Origin of the sequence: Pseudomonas sp. FSL W5-0299, from assembly GCF_005930655.1 — a bacterium.
In the GTDB taxonomy this organism is placed as follows: Bacteria; Pseudomonadota; Gammaproteobacteria; order Pseudomonadales; family Pseudomonadaceae; genus Aquipseudomonas; species Aquipseudomonas mandelii.
Map to the genome: position 1 here is coordinate 71,190 of NZ_RXHX01000012.1, position 26,405 is coordinate 97,594.

Below are 26,405 nucleotides of genomic sequence, written 5' to 3' on the forward strand. Positions count from 1 at the left end.
GGGTTTACTCGTAGACCGAGTCGCGGCCATCGCGAGCAGGCTCGCTCCTGCAAGGTATTTGGTGGTGCATGACACTGAAATCCACCACAGAACCCTGCGGGAGCGAGCCAGCTCGCGATAGCGGCCTGTCAGGCGACATCAATGCGGAACGTGATAACCCGCTCAACGCGGCATATACCCCAACTGCCATCGCCGTGGAATCTTCAGCGACAGCAATCCAATCGCGCCCGCCAGCAACCCGCTGACAAACAACGCCTTGAGCCCAAGGTGGTGTTCCAGCACCGCGCCGAGCACGGCACCGGCAAACATCCCCGTCCAGGGAATCAACTGAACCCGCCAGCCATTACGCCGCTCACCGAGCATCCAGCGCCCCAGCCCACGCCCGAAGCGCGACAGGGCGCCGGTGACGTAAGTGAGGCCGACCGGCAAGCCGTTCACTTCCTCCACCGCTGCGTTGAGCATGCCCATGGCGATGATTGTCGCCAGCAGTGCCGGCAATTGTTCGTCAAAAGGCCAGGCCGCGGCGCCGCAGAGCAGCATTGCGATGCCCAGCAGCAAGGGCAGCGCCCGGCGGCCACCGAGGCGGCTGACGACAATGCCCAAGGCGTTGCCGACAATGAAGGTGGTCACGAGAATCAGCAGGCGCAGGGTCAGCCCGAGATCGCCGTCGCTGATGGCCACGGCGAGGCGGGTGGTGTTGCCGCTCATGAAGGAGACAAAGTCGCCGCTGGCCATGAAGCCGATGGCGTCAGTCATGCCGGCGAGCACCGAGAGCGCGGCCACCAGCACCATGCCGATGCGTCCGCGCCATTTCTGGATATGAAGATGGCCCGGGCTGGCGCGAGAAGTCGAGAGGGATGGCAACATCGGCGAAAGTCGTCCTCAGGCAGCGACCATCAGGGTCACTTGATCAATCCATGTAGTTCGCAATACTCCAGCCAGTCCATACCGGCCATCTCGGCCACTTCCTTGTGCACTTCAAGACGCTGAGAATCGTAGTCTTCAGGCGTCACGGCGGTCAATTGCAATGTCAGCTCCCAGGCAAACAGACCCAGGCGCTCGGCTTCGGCCTCGAAGGCCTCATGCAAGCGCTCGTCACGATATTGCGCCGCGGTCTCGCCTTTGGCCTGGGCCAACAGCGGGTTGAGGTTGTCGAGCTCATTGCGCAGCTCAGGACGCTCATCGAGAAACTTCTTCAGCGCTTTCTCGTGTTGCTGTTCGGTTGCCGCCATGGTCGCTCCTTGAGGCCCGGGTTTACGAAGATTGCTTCTTGCTGGCCTTGGCCGCAGCCGCCAGGCACTCGAGGGCAAATTGCTCGGGGTAGGTCATCTGGATCGGCGTGGTCTCGCCTTTGACGGTGCGTTCGCCGTCGAGGATGTAACGGATTCGTTTGTCGGTGACGCCAATGCGCTTGGCGATCCAGGACGGCGTCTGACCGATCTGGCTGATCAGCTTGTCAGCGTATTCGGCGGTCGGTTTGTAATACTCGGCGTTGGGTGTCATGACCTTTCCAGAAAATGAGCCCGGAAAAAACGGGCGATGCGACGTTAATGGCGCGACAGGGTGCGCGAATCGTCACGCGATGTCGCGGTATAAATGAAGTAAAGCAGAACGATACGCCGTGCCACGGTGATACAGTCCGCTTTTTCTTGATGAGCGAACACAATGCGAATTCTGATGGTGGCGCTGGCCGTGACGTTGCTGGCGGGATGCGCCGGCTCGGTGATGAACGATGCCCGCACCAAAGCCCCTTACAAAACCCTGAAATCGGACAAGCCGGAAAAAGTCGTCGCCCAGTGCGTGCAGTTTTCCTGGCAGGACGAGGCGGTGTTCGGTGTCGATGCCGGCGCGTATTTGCAGCCGGGAGAGAAGGGTGGGTCCACCGTTTACACGCGTTCTGCGGAGTCCTTTGTCGACGTGACCACCGATGCGTCAGGCACCGTGTTGAGTTACTACGCACAGCAAGATAACTTTGTGGCCAAGCGCCGCCTGGCGGCGCTGGCGACCTGCCTCTGACCTGAGGCGTTGACCCCCATCCCCTGTAGGAGTGAGCCTGCTCGCGATAGCGGCGGGTCAGTCGACATCAATGTTGGATGTCACTCCGCGATCGCGAGCAGGCTCACTCCTACAGTTGGATGGTGTGGATCATACGAGCAGGTTATGCGTCGTTGATCAGGCGCTTCTGGAAAAAGAAGCGCTTATGCCCCGGCGGGTAGTCGACAATCTGCCCCACCTCGCTGTAGCCCAGCTTCTTGTAGAACTCCGGCGCCTGGAAGTCGAAGGTGTCGAGCCAGACCCCGATGCATTCCTTCTCCCGCGCCACGTCTTCGGCCATCCGCATCAACTTCGAGCCTATGCCTTGTCCCCGACCCTGTTCCGGTACCGATAGCAACTCGATGTACAACCACTTATAAAAAACCCGACCATACAGACCGCCAAGAATCTCGTCATGCTCGTCGCGAATCAGCAGGGCAATGGGCTCCTGCTTCGAAACGCCTGCCTTTGAAGCGTTATAGGCGCGCAACGGCAGCAGGATCGCCTGCTCCTCGGCTTCGGTGGGGTTTTGCGACTGTTCGATACGCAGTTCCATCAGCTCAATCCTTATGGCCATGAGGGGCAACAGCCGCAAGCCTAACGCGACCCCCTGCGGTTGTTCCAGCCCCTTGAGTGGAACCCTCGCTCGCGCCCGGATGTCTAGCCTGAAGAGCGTCCTTCCGGAACGCGGCCAATGAGGATCACCCGTGAATATTTTTGAAGCCCTGCGTGAAAGTCACGACCGCCAGCGCACCTATGCCAAAGCGCTCATCAAGACCAGCGGCGACACCGCGGAGCGGGTCGAGGCTTACAAGCAGCTCAAGTCTGAACTCCAGGCCCACGAAACCGCCGAAGAGCGCCATTTCTACATCCCGCTGATGGCGTTCGACAATGGCGTCGATCTCAGCCGCCACGCCATCTCCGAACACCATGAGATGGACGAAATGATGGAAGAGCTGGATGAGACACAAATGTCCAGCCCGGCCTGGCTGGCGACCGCCAAGAAGCTGTCCGAGAAGGTTCATCATCACTTGGAAGAGGAAGAGCAGAAGTTCTTCCAGATGGCCGGCAAGCTGCTCGACGACAAGCAGAAAGAGGCCCTGGCCGGCCAATACGAAAAGGAATACAAGGCACAGCTTCCCTAGTCGGTACGATGCCCCGATTGCTACCTGGTGATGTAATCCTTTTGCTACACAGGACGTAGGACTTGGATCAGGGTACTGGTTTTATATCCAGTATTTGCGAGTGATCTGCGAAGGCGGGTTCATTCGGGGCTCAAATGGGCTGATGGACAAAAAAAACAGCGCCGTTAGGTTGGAGGCCTCTCCTCAGGAAGGAGAGTTCTCAAAATCAACGGAGTGAAAAAATGAACCAACCACAGACTCAACCTCAACTTCGACACGGTCGTGTCACATCCCCCTCCAGCCGCGGTGCGGTCGCCGTAGAGCTGGGGTTGCTGAGTAGCTGGCAAGTCAACGAAATGGAAGGCGGCAAGAACTTCCCTTCGCTGACGGCGGGGCCCTTCGCGGCGCCGTATCAAACCGACAGCGACAGTGTCACGCCACCTGCCGACCGCTACATCCTCAGCGGTGGCAAGACGGATGCCCGAGACTGCATCAACTTCACCAACAAGGAAATGAGCGTCAGGCTCGGCCGCCCCTTCACCTGGCCTTTGTTGAACGTCGATCCGGGCCAGACCTTCAAGGTCACCTGGGAATACACCGCGCCCCATGTCACCCGTGGCTACAGCTGGTTCATCACCAAGGATGGCTGGAGCCCGGAACAGCGCATCGGCCGTGCGCAACTGGAGCCGACATCGTTCTTCGACGACTTCTACACCCAGGTCCCGTACTACAGCCATTCCGCCGAGATGAAGGCCAAGGTCAACCACGAAGTGAAATTGCCGGGCAACAAGAAAGGCCATCACGTGATCGTGCTGATGTGGATCGTGGCCAACACCGGCAACGCCTTCTACCAAGCATTCGACGTGGACTTCAAGTAAGCCCGCAGCGTTAATCCCCCCACACGTTCTGAAGGAATAGAACATGTCTACTTTCGACTTTACGCTACTGAAATCGCCACTCGCCGACGCCGCTTCGTTGATGCCGAGCATTGCCGGCAAAAAGATCCTCATGGGCTTCTGGCATAACTGGCCCGCCGGGCCGAGCGACGGTTATCAGCGTGGCCAGTTCGCCAACATCGCGCTGCAGGATGTGCCCAAGGATTACAACGTGGTGGCCGTGGCCTTCATGAAGGGCAACGGCATCCCGACCTTCAAGCCGTACAACTTGTCCGACGCCGAGTTCCGTCGCCAGGTCGGCGTGCTGAACAGTCAGGGCAGGGCGGTGCTGATTTCCCTCGGTGGCGCCGACGCGCACATCGAGTTGCACAAAGGTAACGAACAGCCGCTGGCCAACGAAATCATCCGTCTGGTGGAAACCTACGGCTTCGATGGGCTGGACATCGATCTTGAACAGAGCGCGATTGATTTCGCCGACAACAAGAGCGTCCTGCCTGCCGCGCTGAAGCTGGTCAAGGACCATTACGCCGGTGAAGGCAAACACTTCATCATCAGCATGGCGCCGGAGTTTCCGTACCTGACCACCGCCGGCAAATACGTCGGCTACCTCCAGGCCCTGGAAGGCTATTACGACTTCATCGCCCCGCAGTATTACAACCAGGGCGGCGACGGAATCTGGGTGCCGGAAGCCAATAACGGCAATGGCGCGTGGATTGCGCAGAACAACGACGCGATGAAAGAGGACTTCCTGTTTTACCTGACCGAAAGCCTGGTGAGCGGCACTCGCGGGTTCACGAAGATCCCGGCGGACAAGTTCGTGATCGGCCTGCCTGCCAACGTCGACGCGGCGGCCACCGGTTACGTGATCAATCCGGCGGCAGTGGTGAATGCCTTCAAGCGTCTCGACGCCAAGGGGCTTTCGATCAAAGGCCTGATGACTTGGTCGGTGAATTGGGACAACGGGGTCAATAGAGACCACGTACCTTACAACTGGGAGTTCAGCCGTCGTTACGGGCCGTTGATCAATGGCAAGCAGCTCTCTTCACAGGAAGACAGCGCGATACCTGACGTCGTCAGCCAGCAGTAAAAAGAAGCCCGGCAGAGATGCCGGGCTTTTTGGTTTTCGCCTACCATGGGGACCTTCTGACGAAAAAAGGATGCGTTGTGATGGCGAACACAGCCGAGCGGGTCAACATCATCGAGTCCCAGGTGTTGTCCCACGACTGGTACTTGCTGAAGAAAATCACCTTCGACTATCTGCGTAACAACGGCGACTGGCAGCGCCAGACCCGCGAGGTGTATGACCGTGGCAATGGCGTGGCGATTCTGTTGTTCAACCGCGAGAAAAGAACCGTCGTCCTGACGCGTCAGTTTCGGTTGCCGGTGTTTGTCAACGGCCACGATGGTTTGCTGATCGAAGTGGCGGCGGGGCTGCTCGAAGGTGCGGCACCTGAAGAACGCATCCGCGCCGAAGCCGAAGAGGAAACCGGTTATCGCGTGCACCACGTGCAAAAGGTGTTCGAGGCCTACATGAGCCCAGGCTCGGTCACCGAAAAACTGCACTTCTTCATCGCTGAATATGACGCGGCGTCGAAAGTCAGCGAGGGTGGCGGGCTGGAAGAAGAAACCGAAGAACTGGAAGTGCTGGAGTGGACATTCGACGAGGCGCTCGAGGCGTTTTATCGCGGGGAGATCTGCGATGCGAAGACCATCATGCTGCTGCAGTATGCGGCGATGAAAAATATCTTCACCGCTACCTGAGACCTGAGTCCCGAGATCTGAACCCTTAACCCTGTGGCGAGCGAGCTTGCTCGCGCTGGGCTGCGAAGCGGCCCCAAAATACTGGCTTAGTCGGAGATTTTTGCCAGTGCTGCGCACTGGAGCGGGAGCAAGCTCCGTCGCCACAGAGATCGGGGGGGCAGTCGGCTTAAAACAGCTCGCCCGTCCGGCTAGCCCCGGACCACTCGCAACCTTCCAGCGTCAACAACCGTTCCTTTGCCTCAAGTCCGCCGGCAAACCCCGTTAACTTCCCCGACGCCCCAATCACCCGATGGCACGGCGCAACAATCGAAATCGGGTTCTTGCCATTCGCCGCGCCCACCGCCCGGACTGCGCTTGGATTGCCGATCTGCTCGGCGATCTCGCTGTAACTGCGCGTCTCGCCAAACGGAATGGTCAGCAGCGCCTGCCACACCTTCTTCTGAAAGTCCGTCCCGGCAAAATCCAGTTCCAGATCGAAGCTATTGCGCGTGCCGGAAAAGTATTCCTGCAACTGCTGAACGGCGCGTAGGAGGATCGGGTTATCCGGTGCCTCGCTCATCGGGCCAAGCCGAACCCGGTTCGGCTTGTCGTTTTCCCAGAGGATGGCGGCCAGTCTTGAATCTTTCGCAACCAGTTTCAGCTCGCCGACCGGGGACGCCAGAGTGGTGAAGGTGTAAGTCATGCCGGCGAACTCCTCAGAAGGGCTGAACAGAGGCCAAGCATACTGCCTCGGCGAGGAGGCGCAAAACGCAATCCCGGCCATACTTGCGTCTGCTTTGAAGCGTTTTCTCCGTTTTTAAACAGAGCCTAAAAACAAAAAGAGACCGACTCATGAAGTTCGAACCTTTTGCCAAATCGCTGATTGCGACCTCATTGGCGCTCAGTTGCCTCAGTGCTTACGCAGCCTCCGTGGCCCCGGTCGCGGCCGAAAACGGCATGGTTGTCACGGCCCAGCACCTGGCCTCCCATGTAGGCGTCGATGTGCTCAAGAACGGTGGCAACGCCGTCGATGCCGCTGTCGCCGTGGGTTATGCGCTGGCGGTGGTTTATCCCGCTGCGGGTAACCTGGGGGGCGGTGGATTCATGACCGTTCAACTGGCGGACGGGCGCAAGACTTTCCTCGATTTCCGCGAAAAAGCGCCGCTGGCCGCGACAGCAGACATGTACCTCGACAAAGAGGGCAACGTCGTGCCGGACCTGAGCACCCGAGGTCACTTGGCCGTTGGCGTGCCCGGCACCGTGTCCGGAATGGAACTGGCGCTGAAGAAATACGGGACCAAACCGCGCAAGGAAGTAATCGCCCCGGCGATCAAACTTGCCGAAGACGGTTTTGTGCTGGAGCAGGGCGATGTCGAATTGCTGGAATACGCCACCGACGTGTTCAAGAAGGACATCAAGGATTCCGGCGCGATCTTCCTCAGCAATGGCGAACCGATGCAGGTCGGGCAAAAACTGGTGCAGAAGGATCTGGCCAAAACCCTGCGGGAAATTTCCGAGAAGGGCGAAGACGGTTTCTACAAAGGTTGGGTGGCCGACGCCATCGTCACTTCCAGCCAGGCCAACAAGGGCATCATCACCCAGGCCGACCTCGACAAATACAAGACCCGCGAACTGGCGCCGATCGAGTGTGACTACCGCGGTTATCACGTGGTGTCGGCACCGCCGCCCAGCTCCGGTGGTGTGGTGATCTGCGAGATCATGAACATTCTCGAAGGCTACCCGATGAAGGATCTGGGCTACCACTCGGCCCAGGGCATGCATTACCAGATCGAAGCGATGCGCCATGCCTATGTGGACCGCAACAGCTACCTCGGCGACCCGGATTTCGTTAAAAACCCGATCGAGCACCTGCTGGACAAGAACTACGCGACCAAAATCCGCGCGGCGATCAATCCGCAAAAAGCCGGCGTGTCCCGCGAGCTCAAACCCGGTGTAGCGCCCCATGAAGGCAGCAACACCACGCATTACTCCATCGTCGATAAATGGGGCAACGCGGTGTCAGTGACCTACACCCTCAACGACTGGTTCGGTGCCGGTGTGATGGCCAGCAAAACCGGGGTCATCCTCAACGACGAAATGGACGACTTCACCTCGAAAATCGGCGTGCCCAACATGTACGGCCTGGTGCAAGGCGAAGCCAACGCCATTGCTCCCGGCAAGGCACCGCTGTCGTCCATGAGCCCGACCATCGTCACCAAGGACGGCAAAGTGGTCATGGTTGTCGGCACCCCCGGCGGCAGTCGCATCATCACCGCCACCTTGCTGACCATGCTCAACGTGATCGACTACGGCATGAACATCCAGGAAGCGGTCGATGCGCCCCGTTTCCACCAGCAATGGCTGCCGGAAGAGACCAACCTGGAGACCTTCACCACCAGTCCGGACACGGTGAAGATGCTTGAGAGCTGGGGCCACAAGTTTGCCGGGCCGCAGGATCCCAACCATTTGGCGGCGATCCTGGTGGGCGCGCCTTCGCTGGAAGGCAAACCGGTGGGCAAGAACCGCTTCTATGGGGCCAATGACCCGCGCAGGAATACGGGGTTGTCGCTCGGCTACTAAGGCGTAAGTCCATGGCCACCCTCAAGCTGCGAGGGTGGCCCGACCGAGAAAGTTATTCGTCGGGCTTGGTGACGAGGTTATCCGCCTCGTCCACCTGATACGGCACATGCGCTTCCACGCCATCCCTGCCGGTCTGCGCCACGACATTCTTGAATCGCTTGCCGTTCCAGCATCGGAAAATCAACGTCGCATTCTCGCCTCCGGTCAACGTTGAACCCAGGCTGCCAATCAGCTTGCTGCGGGCGCCGCCCACCAGAATGCTGTTTTTGCCCGCCGTCAAAACGCTTTTATCGCCGCCCATCAACGTACAGTCATCGCCCGCCGTCAGCTTGCTGCGATCACCGGCCGTGAGGTGGCTATTGCTGCCCGCCAACAGCTTGCTGCGGTCGCCGGCGATTTGGGTGCTGTCCTTGCCGGCTATCAATTTGCTGCGATCACCCGCCGTCTGGACGCTGCCGGCGCCCGCGATGAGGGTGCTGCGATAACCCGCGGTCTGTGAGCTGTCCTTGCCGGCAATCAACATGCTTTTGTGCCCGGCAATTTGCGTGCTGTCGGGACCGGCGATCAATGAGCTTTGATAACTGGCGATCTGGTTGCTGCCGTATCCGGCGGTCAGGGTGCTGTGCATGCCGGAGGTCAGGCTGCTGCCATAACCGGCGGTCAATACACTGCGCAATCCGCTGATCAATGTGCTGCCGTATCCAGCCGTGAGGAAGCTGCGGATGCCGCTGGTCAGGCTACTGCCGTAGCCGGCGATCAAGGAACTGTCCTGGCCCGCCGTTTCGGTGCTGCCATAACCGGCGGTAAGGGAGCTGCTGTCCTGAGCGGTGAGGGTGCTGCCGTAACCCGCCGTCAGCGTGCTGTCGTAACCGGCGGTTTGCGTGCTGCCGTAACCGGCGATCAACGAACTTTCGTAGCCGGCGGTTTCGGTGCTGCCATAACCCGCGGTGAGGGAGCTGTTGTCCTGAGCGGTGAGGGTGCTGCCATAACCTGCCGTCAGCGTGCTCTCGTAGCCAGCGGTTTGCGTGCTGCCGTATCCGGCGATCAGCGAACTGTTGCTACCGGCGGTTCCCGTACTGCCGTAGCCGGCGGTGAGAACACTGCTTTCCCGTGCGGTTTGCGTACTGCCATAACCAGCGGTCAGAGTGCTTTTGTAACCCGCCGTCTGGGTGCTGCCGTAGCCGGCCGTGAGTGAACTGTTTTCCCGAGCGGTGAGGGTGCTGCCGTAACCTGCCGTCAGCGTGCTGTCGTGGCCGGCGGTTTGCGTGCTGCCGTAGCCGGCGATCAGCGAACTCTCATGCCCGGCGGTTTCCGTGGTCCCGTAACCGGCCGTGAGAGAACTGCCGTCCTGCGCGGTGAGGGTGCTGCCATAGCCGGCGGTCAGACTGCTGTCATAACCGGCGGTCTGAGTGCTGCCGTAGCCAGCGATAAGCGAACTGTCGCCGCCGGCGGTTTCCGTACTGCCGTAACCGGCGGTAAGGGAGCTGCTTTCCTGAGCGGTGAGGGTGCTGCCGTAACCCGCCGTCAGACTGCTTTCATAGCCTGCGGTCTGGGTCGTGCCATAACCGGCGATCAGGGAACTGGCGTACCCGGCGGTTCCGGTGCTGCCATAGCCTGCCGTCAGGGAACTGCTTTCCTGGGCAGTCTGAGTGCTGCCGTAGCCGGCGGTCAGCGTGCTCTCATAACCGGCCGTTTGCGTACTGCCGTATCCGGCGATCAGCGAACTGTCGTGCCCGGCCGTTGCGGTGCTGCCGTAGCCTGCGGTGAGCGAACTGCTTTCCTGTGCGGTCTGGGTGGTGCCATACCCGGCGGTTAGCGTGCTTTCATGACCGGCTGTTTGTGTACTGCCGTAACCGGCAATCAACGTACCGTCCGATCCCGCCGTGGCGGTGCTGCCGTACCCGGCCGTGAGGGAACTGTTTTCCTGAGCGGTTTGGGTGCTGCCATACCCGGCGGTCAGGGTGCTTTCGTGGCCGGCAGTTTGTGTACTGCCGTAACCGGCGATCAAGGAGCTTTCCGGCCCCGCTGTGCCGGTGCTGCCATAGCCAGCGGTGAGGGCGCTGCTGTCTTGGGCGGTTTGGGTGGTGCCGTAACCCGCGGTCAACGTACTGTCCTGTCCCGCCGTTTGCGTGCTGCCGTAACCGGCAATCAAGGCGCTATCCGATCCGGCTGTTTCGGTGCTGCCGTAGCCGGCGGTGAGGGCGCTACCCTCTTGGGCGGTTTGAGTGCTGCCATAGCCTGCGGTCAGCGAGCTGTCGCTTCCCGCCGTTTCGGTACTGCCGTAACCGGCGGTGAGGGTGCTGCCGTCCTGGGCGGTCTGGCTGCTGCCGTAATCGGCGGTCAGCGTGCTTTTCTGCCCGGCGATCTGGGTGCTGCCGTACCCGGCGATCAGCGAGCTGTCATCGCCAGCCATTTCCGTACTGCCATACCCGGCGGTCAATGAGCTGCTGTCGGCGGCGGTCAGGGTGCTGCCGTAACCGGCAATCAATGAGCTCTGACCGCCGGCTGTTTCCGTACTGCCGTAACCCGCCAGCAGATAACTTTGATGCCCACCCGTGAGCGTACTGCCGTACACAGCAGTTTCGAAAGTTTGCGAGGCGTCGGTTTTAGCGCCGATGCCGGAAGGACTGTAACCCTGTGCTCGCCGACTTTCGAATTCGCGACTGGAGGTTTTATTTGGTGATTCAAGTGGGGTGTCGATTAAAGGGATGTTTGCTGATTGATAGTGTTCAATGTGCGCTGCAATGTAATTGATCGAACTGTCTTGAGTGCCCGTGTGAACAACTTCCGCCTCCGGGAACTTGATCATGCCGTCTTCATCAAGTTTTATAATGTGACCAATGTGAACTTCGCACACAACCCATTTGGCATCGGCTCGCAAACTCAGTTGAGTAGAGGAACCTTCTCCCCACAATAAGCCGACCAGGCCGTTCTCGAGTTTCTTGCTGGGCTTCCAGTGCTTGCACACCACCAGGCCGGCGTCCGGCCAGACTTGGCCGGCATGGTCCGACATGTCGTTGGCGCAAGTGCGCAAGACAAGGACTTTGTTGTCACTCATATCATATGTGCTCAATGAATATAACGGCATCAGCGGGAATCAGGATTGTAAGTACCCATAGCGTTCAAATAGAACGGTCAGGTATTACTTACACGTCACTGGCTGAAATCCATTAAGAGCCAGCGGCAAAGCCGCAGTCCTGTCATTAAACAGGTCGCAGTCCCTGGCGAAACTTCTCGATATCGAAGATTCACCCTAAAGCAATGACTCGGGTATGACCACACTTATTGTGCTTTGGAAGTGTTTAATGTTGTTCGTTACAAGAGATAAAGTAATACCGTAATAGTTGATGTGGTTTAATGAATTTTCAATTCAGCTTAGCGGTGTTGGGGCGGGCTGTGTCCGACTGGATAAATTCGCGGACAGGCAGCGATTTCAAGCTATTCCATCGTAGGTGTTTTACGGCATTATCGACGGTACGCACTCTTTGCTCGGCCCCAGGGAGCAGGTGGCGTACCCCTTAATCTGAAGGACTACTTTAAGGCCTGAGCCCATGACCACTGCATTGCTGATCATCGACGTCCAGCACGCCTTGTGCACTGGCGAGTACGAATGTTTTGAGATCAAACGCGTCATCGAGAATATAAACGGCCTGAGTGCCAAGGCCAGGGAGGCAGGGATTCCGGTCATCCTCATCCAGCACGAAGAAAAGGGCGACCAGCTGCAACATGGTTCTGAAGGCTGGCAACTGGCCGAAAGCCTGAAGACTTCACCGCAAGACCGTCGGGTGCGAAAAACCAACCGAGATTCGTTCTACCAGACCCACTTACAAGCCCTACTGCAAGATTTTGGCTCCGACCGCCTGATCATCTGCGGGCTGCAAACCGACTATTGCGTCAACGCCACCGTCCGCCAGGCCCTGAACCTGAGCTATGACGTGGTGCTCGCCGCCGACGCGCATTCCACCGTCGACAACGGCAACCTCGCCGCCGAAGACATCATCGCCCAGCACAACGCGGAGTTGGCGCACTTGACGGGGCCCGTGGCACGGATCGACGTCATCCCGGCCAGCGAGATAGCGATTCAGAACTGAAAATATCGATTAGCTCATTCAGGAACGCACTCACCAGATCCCGCTGCCGCGCCGAATGCCGAACCGCCGCATGAAACCCCACCTCATAACGCAGCAGCTCGGGATTCAGCGGATGCAACTGCCCCAGCTGTTCATGCTTCGCCGCATAGTGCTGCGGCAAAAAGCCCAAATGCTGCCCCGACAGAATGAGCAGCGCCGCGCCGTCCATGCTGTCGGTGAGCACGGTCAGGCGTTCGATCGAGGTGGGCGCAGGCATTTCCGGCAAGGGGTGACTGGGCCATACCCAGTCGTAATCGCGGACGTCATCCCGGGTCAGATCCCCCACGTGCTCAAACAGCGGGTGAGCCGGGGCGCAGTAGGCGATCTGGGTTTCCTGGAACAAGGGGAAGTAATCGATGTTGGGCAAGCGGTGCCAGAAGTAACCGATCGCCAGATCGATATGGCTATTGATGATTTTCTCTTCCAGCAGCGACGAAGACAGTTCCGTGAAGTGGAAATACAGGCCTTCATGACGAGCCCTTAAACGCGCGATGGCCAGGGCGATTTTCTTGTTGGCAACAGGATCGATCTGACCGAGCAAACCGATATTGATGTTGCCCGACACTTTGCGATTGATGTGCTGGACCTCAACCCGGAAACCTTCGGCTGCCGCCAGCAATCGGCGGGCCGCTTCGACAAACTGACCGCCCTTGGGCGTCACCGAAAATCCGCCGCGACCGCGCTCGCACAGTCGAAATCCCACCCGCGCTTCCAGCGTCGCCAATTGCGCACTGATGGTCGGTTGAGTGGTGTTGAGCGCAGTTTGCGCGGCCGAGATGCCGCCCGCTTCAACGACGGTCAAAAAGACCCGGATCAAACGCAGATCTAGTTCCGATACAGTGCCCAGCATGGGTGTCCCTCAATGTTCATTCACATAGACGCGGATCTATGTAAACAGTGTGCCTGCGATATTTTATAGCCCTGACCCAGGCCCTACATTGCAATGAAACCGGCGCTTTGCCCATAAAAACAACAATCAACTGCATAGGAACAATCGTATGTCAGGGTCTCCTCATTCTGCGCACGCCCTCGAGGCGAGTGGCGGGTTGGCCATCGAAGGCCACTCGATCGATTACATTCCGGAAAACGAACGTCACGCCAAGCTCAGCAGCCAGGGCCCTTTCTGGTTTTTAGGCAACTTCCACTTCTTCACCATCTCCATCGGTTTTGTCGGCCCAAGCCTTGGCTTGTCGGCGCTGTGGACGATGCTGGCCGGTGCGCTCGGGATCATGTTCGGCACCATCTTCATGGCTTTTCACGGCTCGCAAGGTCCCGAAATGGGCCTCCCGCAAATGATCCAGTCCCGTGCCCAGTTCGGGTATCGCGGAGTGATCCTGGCCTTGATGGCGACGATGTTTGTGTTCGTCGGCTTCAACGTGGTGAACATCTCGCTGATCATGAACGGCCTCGAACACGTCTTCGGCATCGACCCGACCATTGTCGCCATCGTCGTGGTGCTGATCGGCGCGCTGCTGTCGATCTACGGCCACGACCTGATGCACAAAGCCTTCAAATGGGCGTTGCTGGCGACCTTGCCGCTGTATGCGTTAGTCACCATCGCCCTGATGTTCGGTGCAGGCCAGGAAGGCGTCGCCCCGGCGACCGACCTGGGCTTCAGCTGGGTTGCGTTCGCCACGCTGTTTGCCATCGGCGCGAGCTACAACATTTCCTACGCGCCCTATGTCTCCGACTATTCCCGTTACCTGCCGAAAAACACCAGCCGGCCAAAACTGATCGCCGCCGTGTTCATCGGCGCATCGTTGTCGGGGAGCTGGATGATCGGCCTCGGCGCCTGGCTCGCGCAGCAGTTAAAAGCGGCGGATGCGCTGGTGGCGCTTAACCAAGTCGGATCGTCGATGATCCCGGGCCTGGGCAACGTGTTGGTCATCGTCTCCGTGGCAGGCTTCCTGCCGATCATCGCGCTCAACACCTACAGCGCGATGCTGACGTTATTGACCGGCGTCGACTCGATCAAAAAAATCACGCCAACCCCTCGCGCCCGGGTCATGTCGATCTCCGCGATCAGCGTCATCCTGTTGACCTGCGTGCTGTCGATCAAGGGCGATGGCATCGCGCTGTTGAACACCTTCCTCGTGCTGCTGTTGTACTTCCTCGTGCCCTGGACCGCGGTCAATCTGGTCGACTACTTCTTCGTGCGCAGAGGCCGCTACGCGATCCCGCATTTCTTCACACCGAAGGGCATCTACGGCGCCTGGCAATTCCGAGGAATCGTCTCGTACCTGATCGGATTTGCCGCGATGGTGCCGTTCTTCTACATCTTCGATGCCGCCGCCGGCAAAGAAGTGTTCGTCGGGCCGCTGGCGCGCATGCTCGAAGGCGTGGACATCGCCTGGCTGGTCGGCCTGGTGGTTTCGGGCCTGGCGTATTACCTGCTCAGCCGTTCGATCGACCTTGAATACGAACGCCGAATCATCGACTCGATCACCGAGAGCGACATTGTTGCCATGGCTCATCAGCCAGTGGAGGAGGGACGTTGAACAGCGTGAAAAATACCGTGGTCGCCTGCTGCCAAGTGGCACCGAAAATAGGCGACCTCGCTTACAACCGGACACTGACAGAACGAGCGATTCGCTCGGCGGCGTTGCAAGGCGCCCAAGTTATCGTGCTGCCCGAACTGGTGCAGAGCGGCTACCTGTTTGCTGACCGCGACGAAGCGTTGTCCCTGTCTGAAACAACCGACGGATCGGCCCTGCGCCTGTGGACGGCGTTGGCGAAAGAATTGAACGTCGTTGTAGTGGGCGGATTCTGCGAACGACTGCAAGGCGATGCACTGGCCAACAGCGCGGCGATGATCGACCCCCAAGGCCTGCGCGCCGTGTATCGCAAGGCACACCTGTGGGACGCGGAAAGCGAAATCTTCAGCCCCGGCAACGACGCGCCGCCGGTGGTCGAAACGGTCCATGGACGGATCGGCATGCTGATTTGCTACGACCTGGAGTTTCCGGAATGGGTGCGACTGCCGGCGCTGGCGGGTGCAGAATTGCTCTGCGCTCCCGTCAATTGGCCCGATGGACCGAGGCCCCCAACCGAGCGCCCGGCCGAGGTGGTGCGGGTTCAGGCCAATGCGTCGGTGAACCGGATGTTTATTGCCGCGTGTGATCGGCATGGGCATGAACGCGGGGTTGGATGGGTGCAAGGTTCAGTGATTGTCGATGCTGATGGTTATCCGTTGGCGGGGCCGGCGGAGCAGGGGGGAGAGCAGATTTTGTTGGCGACACTTAACCTCGCTGAGGCGCGGAATAAGCGGATTAGTGCGCGTAATGATTTGCATCGGGATCGGCGGTTGGGGTTGTATGGAGGCGGCGAGGAGTGAAGCGGTAGGCTGTGCCTATTGGCTATCCGCCCATACTGCTTCTGGCCGATTTTCTGCCTGGTACGAAGGACAGCAATCGGCCAGACGTTCAAACATAGACCGGGGATGTCTACCAGAGCGGAACAGTTCAAGCAGTCATTCAGTACATCGACAAAAGTAGGGGCGATTCAGCTGGATGAGTTTGTTTGATTTCAAACCCTTGCCAATGCTAATAGATTATTTATTGAACATTTCGTAAAAAAGCGTAGCATTGCCGACCATGATACTCGAACAGCTCAAAGCCCTGGCCAATGACACTCGCATGCAAATGATGGAGTGGCTCAAAGACCCACTTAATAATTTCCCACCTCAGGATCATGGAGATCCTGCGATAGGGGTGTGCGTAACCCATTTGCAGCACAAGGCAGGGCTTTCACCTTCTACCGCGTCTGCACACTTAGCTATCTTGCAGCGCGCAGGCTTCGTGCTAACCACCCGCATCGGAAAGTGGACTTACTACCGGCGCAACGAGCAGGCGATTGACGACTTTGCGGCCAGGTTGATCATCGAATTGTAATTTTTAAACTTTCATTTCGTTATTTCGCGTAATTAGAAAACATAAGGAATTCCCTATGAGCAGCAAAACGATCTTCGTCCAACCCGGTGGCGGCTATGAAAACGTTGTGGTTGGCAGCAGCGAAGTCCAAGCCGCAGCGCTTGGCGAAATCACCGTACGACTTCACGCCAACTCGCTCAATTACCACGACTTCGCGGTGGTCAGCGGTATGTGGGGCCCTAGCGTAAAACGCATCCCCATGGCCGATGGTGCAGGTGAAGTCATTGCTGTCGGCCCTGATGTCACTGAATTCAAGGTGGGTGACTCGGTCGTCAGCACCTTCTTCCCGGAGTGGATCGACGGTGTGCCACTGGTTGAAGGCTTTGTCAGCGTGCCAGGCGACGGCATTGACGGCTACGCTCGTGAGCAAGTGACGGCCAAAGCCACATCGTTTACCCTCGCGCCTACTGGCTACAGCCATGCTGAAGCGTCGACGCTTACCACCGCTGGCCTTACTGCATGGCGCGCCCTGATGGCCGATGACTCACTCAAGCCGGGCGACACCGTGCTCGTCCAAGGCACTGGTGGCGTTTCAATTTTCGCCCTGCAGTTCGCTAAAATGGCCGGAGCTACCGTCATTGCGACCTCTTCAAGCGACGAAAAACTTGAACGTCTGAAAGCTCTAGGCGCTGATCATGTCATCAATTACCGCAAAGACCTTAACTGGGGCGAAACTGCACGCGCTCTAACGGGTGGCCGTGGTGTTGACCACATCATCGAAGTCGGCGGCCCTGCGACGCTTGAGCAATCGATGATTGCAATTCGGGTTGCTGGTCACATTTCCGTCATAGGGATATTGAGTGGCGTAAGCGGTGCAATGAATTTTGTACCGGCACTGATCAAGCAAGTGCGTCTGCAGGGTGTATTGGTGGGTAGCCGCAGCCAGCAGCAAGACATGATCCGGGCCATCAATGCTAATGGCATGCGCCCGATTATTGATCGTCATTTCCCTTTGAGCGAGATTGTCGAAGCGTTCAAGTATCAGGAAACCAACCAGCATTTCGGCAAAATTTGTCTGGATATCTAAGCCGCATGAATGGGCATGATCCATATGCCTATCTCAAAGAGCCCATTGCTCCCTGTCGCACCGGCAGCCATGTGTAAAAGGGGGCTGATTTATTTGTGATCCAGGTGCCTGAAGCGCTGTTAAAAATAAATCCGTCCCCTTTTTTCAAAGGAAATTGCTGGCGTGGGATGAGGTGATTTGTGAGGTAACGCTGTCGTTCCGAAAAGTTCGGGCCCGCCACATTACTTCCTGTCACGCCATCGACTTCGGGCGTGGAGATACGCCGTCAAATCGCTGTAGCCTAGTTGAGCTGCAATATCCGTTAATGACTCTCCTTGCAATTCAAGATGCAGTTCCAATTCTGCGCGAATCTGATCGAGCAATTGCCTGAAGGTAGTACCTTCCTCTTCCAGTCGTCTCCGTAAGGTCCTTGGCGTCTGGTGCAGCGCCTTCGCCAGATTGTCCAGATTGGGAGTTTCACCTCTCGCTAGAGATCGTCGCGCTCCTTCAGCAACCTTGGCTGACCAACCGCTGAAATTCCGATGCGCGGCGATCCGTCGATCCAGTTCCTGGGTCAATAACTCAAGCATCCCGTGATGACGTGTCTGCATCGGCAGGCTCAAGCTTCGAGCATCGAAATAGAAGCAGTTAATCGGACAGTCAAACTCGACACGACCCCCAAACCATTGGGTGTATTGCTTGTAATACGACGGACGAGAGTGAGTAAATCTTGCCAGGACCGGCTGCACCTGCTGCCCTGTTCCACGCCGCAACTGCGCGATGGACATTGCGCCGTAGTGCTCAATGACATAGCGCGCCAGCTCACTGGGCGCATCGACGCACAGCTCGATGCCGACGCCGTTTTCATCATCGAGCAGTCTCACCGTGTCTGTGTCCGCCGCAAGCCGCGCGTACCGGGCCCAAAGCTTCATGGATGATAAAACGTCGGGGCTGTACAAGCACAGATAGGCCAGGACGTGCCAGTCCTGAGGCGTGAATAGCGTGAACAGTTTCAACCCGATCGCCGGATCGATGCGCGCCGCCTCGCGCCAAAGCTGATCCAGCTCGATCAGGCTGTAATCCCTGTTTTCTCTCAGGGCCTGGCTATCCAGGAAACGCTCCAGCACCTGGCCCAATTTGCCCCGGTGAAAGCGCTGGGGGGAACGATTGACCTGTTCTCGCTCAATTTTGTCCGTTTCGCGCATAGGGACGGCTTACTCGTTGGCTTCTAATGAAATGGCATTGCCCGCAAGGGCCTTAATCGAGAGTGCCATGAATACAATAATGCTCGCCAACAATCCTTCCGTAATAGTGGCCGGGATATTCCTTGCCTTCATCTTGCTGGAACTCGCGTGTTCTTCGCTCCGACACCCGTTGAGCGGGAAGCGTGACGTACTGATCGAAGTCATAGGCTCCGGGATCCTGGTTGCAATCACGTTCCCCAGTGTCATGTGGCTCAGTGGAAAAATCCTGAGCCTGGCTGTTCCGGAAATGAAAGGCGCCCTGGCCACCATTCCTTGGGTCGCAGGGTTCGTGTTGTTTCTAGTACTGGATGACATGACTCAATACTGGTGGCATCGACTGACACATCGGGTCCCGGCACTTTATGCGCTGCACCGCGCTCATCACTCCGCGCCCTACATGAGTGTCCGCATCGTTTATCGAAACAATAGCTTCTACTACATGCTGATGCCCGGGATCTGGCTGTCCGGCATACTGATCTATCTAGGGCTTGCGCATATTTACTATGTTTATCTGATCCTGAAGATGCTCGTCATCTTCGCAGCGCACAGCAGCGTTGCGTGGGACGACAAACTGTATGGCATCCGTGTGTTGCGTCCTATTGTCTGGGTTCTGGAGCGAACGATTTCCACCCCCTCCACTCATTCAGCCCATCACGGCTTGACTGCCGAGGATGGTGTCACGCATTACAAGGGCAACTTCGGCAACCTGTTGTTCTTCTGGGACATCCTGTTCGGTACGGCCAAAATTACCCGCCGGCGTCCGCCCTTATACGGTATCGAACACTTGTCACCGATCAGCTGGAAAGAAGAGTTGTTCTGGCCCATCGTGCGTTCACGCCGTGTCACTCCCAAAGCACATAAGGCTAAACAGAAGGTGGCGCAATGAGCCGTCATATCGTTCTGCTGTCTGGATCGAATAGATCAAACAGCCAATCACTCAAAGTCGCAAAATACTTGCGCGACCGATTAGAGCAACTTGGTCTTTGTGATTCAGGCGAACTGCTGAACTTGGCTTCCAGTCGGCTACCGCTGTGGCCAGAAGAAGACATTGATGGAGTCTGGAATGTCCAGCAAACCATCCTCAAAAAAGCTACCGCACTGATCGTGATCAGCCCGGAGTGGAATGGCATGGCTTGCCCGGCGCTAAAAAATTTCTTTTTGTACGCAGGACTCGGTGAACTTGGACACAAGCCAGCGCTCCTGGTGGGGGTTTCGGCTGGGCTCGGGGGAGCCTATCCAATTGCTGAATTGCGTGCTTCGAGCTACAAAAACAGCCGGATCATGTATTTGCCTGAACAACTCATCATAAGAAATGTTGAATCGATGATGAATAGCGAAATTCCCTCAGACGAAAATGATATTCGCATCCGCACACGTATCGACTGGGCTTTGCATTTACTTTGTCAATACGATGACGCCTTACGCACGATACGAACTGCAATCAAACACCCACCTGAGTTTTCTACGGGGATGTAAAACTGTCGCACCTCAACGAATTGAATAAATAAACCTTGCGCTAATGTGTGCATTTCAACCACGTCGATGCAAAAACATTCAATATTGAGCCAGCAGGGTGTTGCATCGACGGGTTGATCTAAATCAAACGGATACGCGGTTGGCATGGTTAAAAACCACCATCAACGCACCAGCAATTAAGATGCAGCGATTAATTACAAATGCGATTTTTTACAACTCAATCTTAATAGCTCATGACGCTGGAATAACTATTTCGCGACAGACAACCGCCAGCCAATAATTGCCTGCCATGAATGTCCGTTTAGGGCCGTTTCCTACCCGTCGCGAAGGGCAGTTATCGACCCAAAGCTGACCTTCAGATGGGTAAATTTTTGTCACCTCGTGAATGGCATCTTCAAGGACTTCGCGATCCGACCTAAAATTTTTATGCATTTTTCAGAAACAACGAGCGGTGGTTCGTTAATCATGTAAAGCAGGTGTTCGAACGCTACTCCAGCCTCGTTGTGATCGACATAATCCAGAACTATTTCACCACCATTCTCTAAACCTGCCTGAGCTAATGCATGGTCTTCCGGTATAGGGCCGAGCTGGTCGTATGCAATGGACATCAGCGTCGAGATTTCCTCAAGTGCCTCAACGAAATCGGCCCTCAAGTAGTTGTTAAGGTGGCTCATAACAAACATTCCTTCGATTATGGTGACCTGCGTTCCGTTCCCGTCTGGTCGATTGTTGCCCAAGACCTGGTCTTTGCGCACTGAGCCGATGGACCTGCGTGCCGGTACCGAGACGGCATTGGGCCGGGTGATCGCATTCTTTGGTCGCAAGGAGGCGATCGGCAAGTGAACACAGTATTGGCGCAATTGCTAAAAGCCAACGCTGAATCGGACTTGTGCAGTGTCTGGTTGGCTAGCGTCACCGATGAGTGTAATGCTGCTGTATGAAGTCGTGATCGACTTCGACCAGTCGAGGGTATCTGCTTTCGTCAAGCGTTTCGCGAAGTCGCCTAGAGTAGCTTGCCTGCTCAAAGGCAACCTGGCACCTGGCGCTGTCAAAGAATGACCGGAGATGGGCGAGTGCCTGATCAAATGCAGGGCTTTCAATACGCAGAAATAGACCTGTCAAATCTTGCTGGTCCGTGAGCTCTCGATACAAGTCGATTGCGAAAATACTGCCTCCGTTATTTTGAGCATGATACACATGCACGTCGCCGTAGCCGTTGTAAAGGTGGGCGAAATACAACTCGTGGAGTTCGATAATGTTGACTGGAATTTCAAGGGTGGTAAATACCGCCTGCAGGTCGGCGCTGGGAGCCTTCCGGTCACCTTCCCAGGTTACTAAATCTGACATCGATACACAGATGTCGAATTCTTTGGCATAGATGGTTTTTTTGGACATTCTCATTCCATCGCTGAGTGTTGGAATTTTTAGGGTGGAGCGTCATAAGGCATCGACTACGGGTTATGCCTGATATCGACCGGACGAAGCATCAGCTCATCACAGAAAGAACCAGCGCTCGCTATTCTATCTCCGCGAGAGGCCGGAAATGACCTATTGCTGCCTCACAAGAGGATCCCCTACGCCTGCAAAAATCGATCGGGCCGGCATGGGCAAAGGGAACTGGACGCCTTGTCATCGATGATCTCCTCGCTGGCCAGACGTCCCACTATCGCCGCCAAAGTAATTCCAGGGTGCATTGCACAAACATAGACGCCACCTACTTTGGGTAGATAACCGATGATGGGGATGCCATCGGCAGGCATGGGCCTGAGTCCGACACAAGCCCATTCCGGATCTATGGAAACAACACCATGGAGTTCGTTCTGGATTGTCTTGGCAGTTCGAAGCGCTATCGCTGCCGGCTGATTTTCCATGGCGTCGTCCAGGTAATCTTCTGCCGCCAGCAACGCACCATCCGAACTTTGCCTCACTTCCATTTCAGGGCTGGAGATGAGGGTGTGCACGAGGTTGGGTTGTGACTTGTAACGGATGAAAATGGCAGGCGAGGCCTCTATCGGCAGGGACACTCCAAGCATGTCTGTCAGCTTCGTGATGCCTGTCCCGGCTGCCAATACGACAATATCGGCATCGATGATGCCTATTGTTGTTTCGACTCCGGTCACCGTTGCACTCTGGGTTACAAAACCGAGCACTCGCGTCTGAGTGAGAATCTTCGCCCCATGCGCCTGGGCACCTGCGATCAACGCATGTGTAGCTGCCACTGCGTCCAGCGCTCCTTCTTCAGCCGCATATAGAGCAGACTGGGGAGGGTTCTTGAGATTTGGTTCAAGGTCGAGAATCTGCGATCGAGACACCAGATTTGCCGAAGCTTGGTGACCTGGGATCGGCAGCGCTCCAATCGCCATCACGCTGTAAGACAAGGCACCTGTCCATCGTATCTCCAGACCAGGTAGCTGCGTTTCGAGTCGGCGGTACTCCTTGATGGCAGAACCGCGCAGTTGCGCAATTGGGTCAGGTTCGGGGTGTGAGGTATTGAGCCAAGCGAATGAGCTGCCAGTCACTCCCGAAGCTATATCTTCAGCCTCTACCAAGGTGACATTCGCGCCTTTACCGGCCAAGTGATACGCCAATGACGCGCCAACGATGCCTGCACCAATGACAACGACTCGTCTGCCCTGACCATTTCCCATATCAACCTCCGTTCTGTCGATGTGACGATGGTACGACAGCTGGATGATTTCATGACATGAGAACCTGATCGTCCAGGACGCTTTTTGAGTGTCTTCTTTTGGCCGATAGCAGGCTGATTCAAGAGACCACGTTGCTATCACACTTGCGACGGTCATCTTGTAAATACGGCAGTGGCTTCCTGAATTTTTTTCGAAGCTTTCACCGCCTGTAGGAAGCGCGTATCAGCTTTTTCAACAACCCTTGAGCGCGCATGTTTAAACGCCCTCAAGGTTACGTCCTGAAAGCTACAAAACCTTGCGCCGTTGCCTACGGCTGCACCAGAATCCGCCGGCTTGTGCGCTTTTGGGCTGCTCGGTAACTTGATTCCCGTCACTGCCCTTCAGTGATCGGGTTTAGCAGCCCGGGGTTACAAGCAAGCTGCACGAGCTCTTGTCAGTCAGGCATTCCCACGCCTGCACTTGATGGTGGTTGTGCGCAGGGCGCCTTCGGGCGCGCCGGCTTTGCTAGCTTCCCCGGTCTGCTAACCTGCGTACAGCTGCCTCCCTCTCGTTTAGCAGCAAGAAGGTTGGCGCTCAATTTGAGAAGCAAGCTTATGTTCAAAATTACACCTAACCCACCCGACACCGATCCAGTGTCCCCCTACGAACCCGATTCAAAAAAACTCAACGAAGCAGCCGAACGCGCCCTCGATTTCCACTTCCCATCAAGCGCCGATATCAAAGCCACCCCGCGTACCTCCAGCAAACTGTCTTCCGTGGACCCGGAGGCCACAGCCGAAACCCTGGCGGTTTTTTTGGTCGAGACGTTGGCGTCGGTCGACGTGATGGTCCATCAGTTGGTGGATCATCTGGAGGGGGAGTCGCGCTATGCCTTGCTGGGCATTTCAAACAGCATCATGGTGGCGGAGATCACGGCGAACCGGGTGTTGGATAGGGTTGAGCCGTCTAAGTAGTTGCTGACCTGTGGTGAGGGAGCTTGCTTCCAATGGGTGGCGAGGCGGCCTTAACAGATGGGCCTGCTGCGCAGGCCAGCGGGAGCAAGCTCCCTCGCCACAGGTTGTTTGTTGTTTGTAATATTTGTGTTTGTAAAAACGGGACGCTTGGCGTCCCGTTTTTTAGGGGGGGTATCAGCCTCCGGCGCGTTTATTTAACGCCTCTGCCGCTGCAGCGATTCCAGCCTGGCGCCTGCGCGAGCCAGCAGTCAAGCAGCGGCAAGCCCGCCATCAATCAGGTAGATCGCAAAGGAGAACGTCACGATCGACAGCACGGTGCTGACCAGAATGGAGGTCGCGGCTTCGCTTTGATAGGCGCCGGTCTGGTTCGCAAACATCGCCGGGATCGTCGCCGATGGAAGGGCGCAAAGCAGGATCATCTGTTGTGCGTACAGGCCATGAGTGCCGAGCAGTACCGTGGCGCCGAACATTAACACCGGGTGAATGAGCAGCTTGAGCCCAAGGTTGCCCCAGACTTCACCGGACATTTTCAGTTTCTCCGACGACATGATCAGTCCCAGGCACAGCAGGGATACACCGGGCGTGGCCTTGCCGAGAAGGGTGAAAGACTCCGCCGCAAGCGCAGGCAACTCGACCTGCAGCACGGACAGTAGAATCCCCAGGGCCGGCGCCCACATCAGCGGACGACGTACCGCCCCTGAAAGGCTCGACAAAAACGCCTGGCCGCCACTGGCCTTTCCATCGGCGATGGTGAGCAACATGGTCGTCAGCGGGATCATCACCAGGCTCGCGACCAGGTTGAGTACCAGCACCGAGTAGATGCTGCCCGCGCCGAACATTGCACCCAGGATAGGGATGCCCATGAAGGCGGCGTCTGGATAACCGTTCACGAAGCCCTTGAGCGTTGCCACCTTGAGATCGCGAGTGCTGAACCAGCCGATTGCCAGCGCTATCGTGTACATGCCCATGATGCCGATGAATGTGGCCACGATGAACTTGAAGTCGAAGAGCTGTTCACGGGGCGTGCTCGCCATCCCGACAAAAAGCAGCGCCGGGAATATCCAGCCCAGCACCAGGCGGCTGATCAGCAGGCTGTCCGAATGGGTCAGCCGTCCGCGCTTGCCGGCGATATAGCCCAGCGCGATCACAAAGGCGACGGGCAAGATGGGTCCTACGATCCTGTCTAACATGTCATCAATCCTCGTATTTATTTTTATCAAGAATGTCGTCATGGCTGATCGAGGCCGACACGTCGGCGTCGATCAACGTTGCAATGAGCCAGCGGCTTATGGGGTCAAGGTTTGAAGCGGTAATCCCGGATGACGTCCTGGTCAGGCTCGATGCCGAGTCCCGGCCCTTGCGGTACGTCGATGCGTCCGTTACGCGGGATGATGGCGTCGCCATAGAGTTGCGCTTCGAGGTCGAAGTAACGCCATTCGACCAGTGACTTGGCGCCGCCCAGGGCTGCGCTTCCATGCACCGCCGCCAGCAGGCCGGGGCCGTCATAAAAGGCGTGGACCATCACGGTGACGCCATGGGCGTTGGCCAGTGCATAGACTTTTTGCAGTTCGGTGATGCCGCCCATTTTGGCGGGGCTTGGCTGCACGAAATCCACCGCGCCGGCCTCAAGCAGGTGCTGGAAGTCCATGAGCGTCGAGGCATTTTCGCCAGCCGCAACCGGGATACCGCCGTGTGCGCGCACCCTTGCCAGCCCTGAATAGTCTTCCGGCGGCCACACCGGTTCTTCGATCCAGCGCAGGTTCAACGGGCGAAGTTTCTCGGTCATGTCCAGCGCTTCGCGCACCGTCCACGGAGCGTTGACGTCGAGGGTGATTTCCACGCCGGGGCCAGCGGCTTCGCACGCAGCGCGGATGACGTCGATATCCACTTCGTGCAGCTTGAGGTGGCGGAAACCGCTGTTGACTGCGCGCTGCACATTGATGCGGATGAGTTCGGGGTCTGCATACCGGATCAGGCTTGCGTACGCCGCAAGAGACGTGGCCTCACTGCCGCCCAGCAACTGGTAAATCGGTTTTTCGGCTGCTTTGCCCGCGATATCCCACAGCGCGATGTCAATCGCCGAGAGGCCGTAGATGAACGCGCCGCTGCGACCGAAAACGTGAAACTTCCTCTGTAGATCGCCCTGTAATTTCTCCCGTCGAGTGACATCGCTGCCAATCAGTTCAGGCGCAAGGATGGTGTCGATCACCACTTTTACCGCCGGGATTGCGGTGAAGCCGAAGGTTTCGCCCCAGCCAACGATCCCGTCGTCGGTGGTGATCTTGACCACGAGAGAGTCGACCATTTGCAGGTCTTTCGGCCCCCAGACCCCGCCGGCCGACGGGCCGCCCGTGGTGAAGGGAATACGAAGCGGAATGGTTTCAATGCTGGCAATTTTCATAGGATTGCGCCTCAAGCGGGTTGCGAAGCTGACACGGCAATTTTTTATTCGTCCGTATCAGGTTGAGGGCAACGTACATCACATCCTGTTGTCCTTCAACAGAACAACTGCGGCATTTCAGCAGGCTTTAACCTATTTGTTAGGTAAGACATTGTTTTAATTGAAATAAGTGTTTGATGTGTTTTGCGAATTTCAGTTTCAACTGTCAGGAACAAGTCTTCTGATGTAGATTAAGTAGACAAGT

General features: G+C 57.1%; 25 protein-coding genes and 2 pseudogenes. 14 read left to right on the top strand and 13 right to left on the bottom strand.

Annotation, left to right across the window (positions count from 1 at the left end):
* Nucleotides 1–162: 162 nt before the first annotated feature.
* From FHL16_RS16770 to FHL16_RS16780, 3 genes are read right to left on the bottom strand one after another with little or no spacing between them, the layout of a single operon-like run.
* Entirely contained in the window at nucleotides 163–867 is a 705-nt protein-coding gene (locus FHL16_RS16770) for a YoaK family protein (protein WP_042932182.1), read from the bottom strand.
* 35 nt (nucleotides 868–902) lie between these two features.
* Entirely contained in the window at nucleotides 903–1,232 is a 330-nt protein-coding gene (locus FHL16_RS16775; protein ID WP_077748751.1) for a DUF6388 family protein, read from the bottom strand.
* A 22-nt stretch (nucleotides 1,233–1,254) separates the two neighbouring features.
* Nucleotides 1,255–1,503 carry a hypothetical protein gene (locus FHL16_RS16780; protein ID WP_008154823.1) on the bottom strand — a complete coding sequence of 83 codons (249 nt, stop codon included), beginning with the start codon at nucleotides 1,501–1,503 and terminating at the stop codon, nucleotides 1,255–1,257.
* 162 nt (nucleotides 1,504–1,665) lie between these two features.
* Between FHL16_RS16780 and FHL16_RS16790 the strand changes: the two genes are divergently transcribed.
* On the top strand, nucleotides 1,666–2,016 hold the full coding sequence (locus tag FHL16_RS16790) for a hypothetical protein (RefSeq protein ID WP_077748753.1): 351 nt from the start codon (nucleotides 1,666–1,668) through the stop codon (nucleotides 2,014–2,016).
* Nucleotides 2,017–2,158: 142 nt separating this feature from the next.
* On the opposite strand, the gene FHL16_RS16795 is transcribed toward FHL16_RS16790, so the two are convergent.
* Entirely contained in the window at nucleotides 2,159–2,590 is a 432-nt protein-coding gene (locus FHL16_RS16795; protein WP_077748754.1) for a GNAT family N-acetyltransferase, read from the bottom strand.
* Between the two features lie 151 nt (nucleotides 2,591–2,741).
* Between FHL16_RS16795 and FHL16_RS16800 the strand changes: the two genes are divergently transcribed.
* From FHL16_RS16800 to FHL16_RS16815, 4 genes and pseudogenes are all read left to right on the top strand, one after another.
* On the top strand, nucleotides 2,742–3,179 hold the full coding sequence (locus tag FHL16_RS16800; protein WP_010458944.1) for a hemerythrin domain-containing protein: 438 nt from the start codon (nucleotides 2,742–2,744) through the stop codon (nucleotides 3,177–3,179).
* A 221-nt stretch (nucleotides 3,180–3,400) separates the two neighbouring features.
* A complete protein-coding gene (locus FHL16_RS16805; protein ID WP_077748755.1) occupies nucleotides 3,401–4,036 on the top strand; it encodes a lytic polysaccharide monooxygenase auxiliary activity family 9 protein in 636 nt (211 codons plus the stop codon).
* 43 nt (nucleotides 4,037–4,079) lie between these two features.
* Nucleotides 4,080–5,114 (top strand): annotated as a pseudogene (locus tag FHL16_RS16810) (chitinase); the annotation flags it as partial.
* A 107-nt stretch (nucleotides 5,115–5,221) separates the two neighbouring features.
* On the top strand, nucleotides 5,222–5,815 hold the full coding sequence (locus FHL16_RS16815) for an NUDIX domain-containing protein (protein ID WP_077748757.1): 594 nt from the start codon (nucleotides 5,222–5,224) through the stop codon (nucleotides 5,813–5,815).
* Between the two features lie 166 nt (nucleotides 5,816–5,981).
* On the opposite strand, the gene FHL16_RS16825 is transcribed toward FHL16_RS16815, so the two are convergent.
* Complete coding sequence (locus FHL16_RS16825) at nucleotides 5,982–6,497, bottom strand: methylated-DNA--[protein]-cysteine S-methyltransferase (RefSeq protein ID WP_010458952.1); 516 nt, start codon at nucleotides 6,495–6,497, stop codon at nucleotides 5,982–5,984.
* 149 nt (nucleotides 6,498–6,646) lie between these two features.
* On the opposite strand from FHL16_RS16825, the gene ggt reads away from it, so the two are divergent.
* On the top strand, nucleotides 6,647–8,374 hold the full coding sequence (ggt, locus tag FHL16_RS16830) for a gamma-glutamyltransferase (protein ID WP_010458954.1): 1,728 nt from the start codon (nucleotides 6,647–6,649) through the stop codon (nucleotides 8,372–8,374).
* A gap of 52 nt (nucleotides 8,375–8,426) precedes the next feature.
* Here the strand turns inward: ggt and FHL16_RS16835 are convergent.
* A pseudogene (locus FHL16_RS16835) lies at nucleotides 8,427–10,955 on the bottom strand (beta strand repeat-containing protein); the annotation flags it as partial.
* A 970-nt stretch (nucleotides 10,956–11,925) separates the two neighbouring features.
* On the opposite strand from FHL16_RS16835, the gene FHL16_RS16840 reads away from it, so the two are divergent.
* Nucleotides 11,926–12,465 (top strand): cysteine hydrolase family protein, encoded by a 540-nt coding sequence (locus FHL16_RS16840; protein ID WP_077748759.1) that lies wholly within the window; start codon nucleotides 11,926–11,928, stop codon nucleotides 12,463–12,465.
* Here the strand turns inward: FHL16_RS16840 and FHL16_RS16845 are convergent.
* Nucleotides 12,431–13,354 carry a LysR family transcriptional regulator gene (locus FHL16_RS16845; protein ID WP_077748760.1) on the bottom strand — a complete coding sequence of 308 codons (924 nt, stop codon included), beginning with the start codon at nucleotides 13,352–13,354 and terminating at the stop codon, nucleotides 12,431–12,433. The two genes, FHL16_RS16840 and FHL16_RS16845, sit on opposite strands and share 35 nt — an antisense overlap.
* A 148-nt stretch (nucleotides 13,355–13,502) precedes the next feature.
* On the opposite strand from FHL16_RS16845, the gene FHL16_RS16850 reads away from it, so the two are divergent.
* From FHL16_RS16850 to FHL16_RS16865, 4 genes are all read left to right on the top strand, one after another.
* On the top strand, nucleotides 13,503–15,002 hold the full coding sequence (locus FHL16_RS16850) for a purine-cytosine permease family protein (RefSeq protein WP_077748761.1): 1,500 nt from the start codon (nucleotides 13,503–13,505) through the stop codon (nucleotides 15,000–15,002).
* Complete coding sequence (locus tag FHL16_RS16855) at nucleotides 14,999–15,838, top strand: nitrilase family protein (protein WP_077748762.1); 840 nt, start codon at nucleotides 14,999–15,001, stop codon at nucleotides 15,836–15,838. The genes FHL16_RS16850 and FHL16_RS16855 overlap by 4 nt, the downstream gene beginning before the upstream one ends.
* A gap of 259 nt (nucleotides 15,839–16,097) precedes the next feature.
* Nucleotides 16,098–16,394 carry an ArsR/SmtB family transcription factor gene (locus FHL16_RS16860; RefSeq protein ID WP_010458965.1) on the top strand — a complete coding sequence of 99 codons (297 nt, stop codon included), beginning with the start codon at nucleotides 16,098–16,100 and terminating at the stop codon, nucleotides 16,392–16,394.
* A gap of 55 nt (nucleotides 16,395–16,449) precedes the next feature.
* Nucleotides 16,450–17,460 carry a zinc-dependent alcohol dehydrogenase family protein gene (locus FHL16_RS16865; protein ID WP_077748763.1) on the top strand — a complete coding sequence of 337 codons (1,011 nt, stop codon included), beginning with the start codon at nucleotides 16,450–16,452 and terminating at the stop codon, nucleotides 17,458–17,460.
* 221 nt (nucleotides 17,461–17,681) lie between these two features.
* Here the strand turns inward: FHL16_RS16865 and FHL16_RS16870 are convergent, their stop codons facing one another.
* A complete protein-coding gene (locus tag FHL16_RS16870; RefSeq protein WP_077748764.1) occupies nucleotides 17,682–18,644 on the bottom strand; it encodes an AraC family transcriptional regulator ligand-binding domain-containing protein in 963 nt (320 codons plus the stop codon).
* A gap of 67 nt (nucleotides 18,645–18,711) precedes the next feature.
* Here FHL16_RS16870 and FHL16_RS16875 point away from each other — a divergent pair, with 67 nt between their 5' ends.
* Both FHL16_RS16875 and FHL16_RS16880 read left to right on the top strand, forming a co-directional pair.
* A complete protein-coding gene (locus FHL16_RS16875; protein WP_077748810.1) occupies nucleotides 18,712–19,569 on the top strand; it encodes a sterol desaturase family protein in 858 nt (285 codons plus the stop codon).
* Nucleotides 19,566–20,159 carry an NADPH-dependent FMN reductase gene (locus tag FHL16_RS16880; RefSeq protein ID WP_077748765.1) on the top strand — a complete coding sequence of 198 codons (594 nt, stop codon included), beginning with the start codon at nucleotides 19,566–19,568 and terminating at the stop codon, nucleotides 20,157–20,159. The genes FHL16_RS16875 and FHL16_RS16880 overlap by 4 nt, the downstream gene beginning before the upstream one ends.
* Nucleotides 20,160–20,533: 374 nt before the next feature.
* On the opposite strand, the gene FHL16_RS16885 is transcribed toward FHL16_RS16880, so the two are convergent.
* The 3 genes from FHL16_RS16885 to FHL16_RS16895 form a co-directional block, all read right to left on the bottom strand.
* Entirely contained in the window at nucleotides 20,534–20,833 is a 300-nt protein-coding gene (locus FHL16_RS16885; protein WP_077748766.1) for a hypothetical protein, read from the bottom strand.
* A gap of 238 nt (nucleotides 20,834–21,071) precedes the next feature.
* A complete protein-coding gene (locus FHL16_RS16890) occupies nucleotides 21,072–21,554 on the bottom strand; it encodes a hypothetical protein (RefSeq protein ID WP_010458980.1) in 483 nt (160 codons plus the stop codon).
* 179 nt (nucleotides 21,555–21,733) lie between these two features.
* Complete coding sequence (locus FHL16_RS16895; RefSeq protein WP_077748767.1) at nucleotides 21,734–22,807, bottom strand: NAD(P)/FAD-dependent oxidoreductase; 1,074 nt, start codon at nucleotides 22,805–22,807, stop codon at nucleotides 21,734–21,736.
* A 593-nt stretch (nucleotides 22,808–23,400) separates the two neighbouring features.
* On the opposite strand from FHL16_RS16895, the gene FHL16_RS16900 reads away from it, so the two are divergent.
* The gene (locus FHL16_RS16900; RefSeq protein ID WP_077748768.1) at nucleotides 23,401–23,760 is read left to right on the top strand and encodes a DUF6124 family protein; all 360 of its coding nucleotides are present in this window, start codon (nucleotides 23,401–23,403) and stop codon (nucleotides 23,758–23,760) included.
* A gap of 248 nt (nucleotides 23,761–24,008) precedes the next feature.
* Here the strand turns inward: FHL16_RS16900 and FHL16_RS16905 are convergent, their stop codons facing one another.
* Nucleotides 24,009–24,992 (bottom strand): AEC family transporter, encoded by a 984-nt coding sequence (locus FHL16_RS16905; protein WP_224795470.1) that lies wholly within the window; start codon nucleotides 24,990–24,992, stop codon nucleotides 24,009–24,011.
* 62 nt (nucleotides 24,993–25,054) lie between these two features.
* Nucleotides 25,055–26,161, bottom strand: a complete 1,107-nt coding sequence (locus tag FHL16_RS16910; RefSeq protein WP_077748769.1) for a mandelate racemase/muconate lactonizing enzyme family protein — start codon at nucleotides 26,159–26,161, stop codon at nucleotides 25,055–25,057.
* Nucleotides 26,162–26,405: the final 244 nt, after the last annotated feature.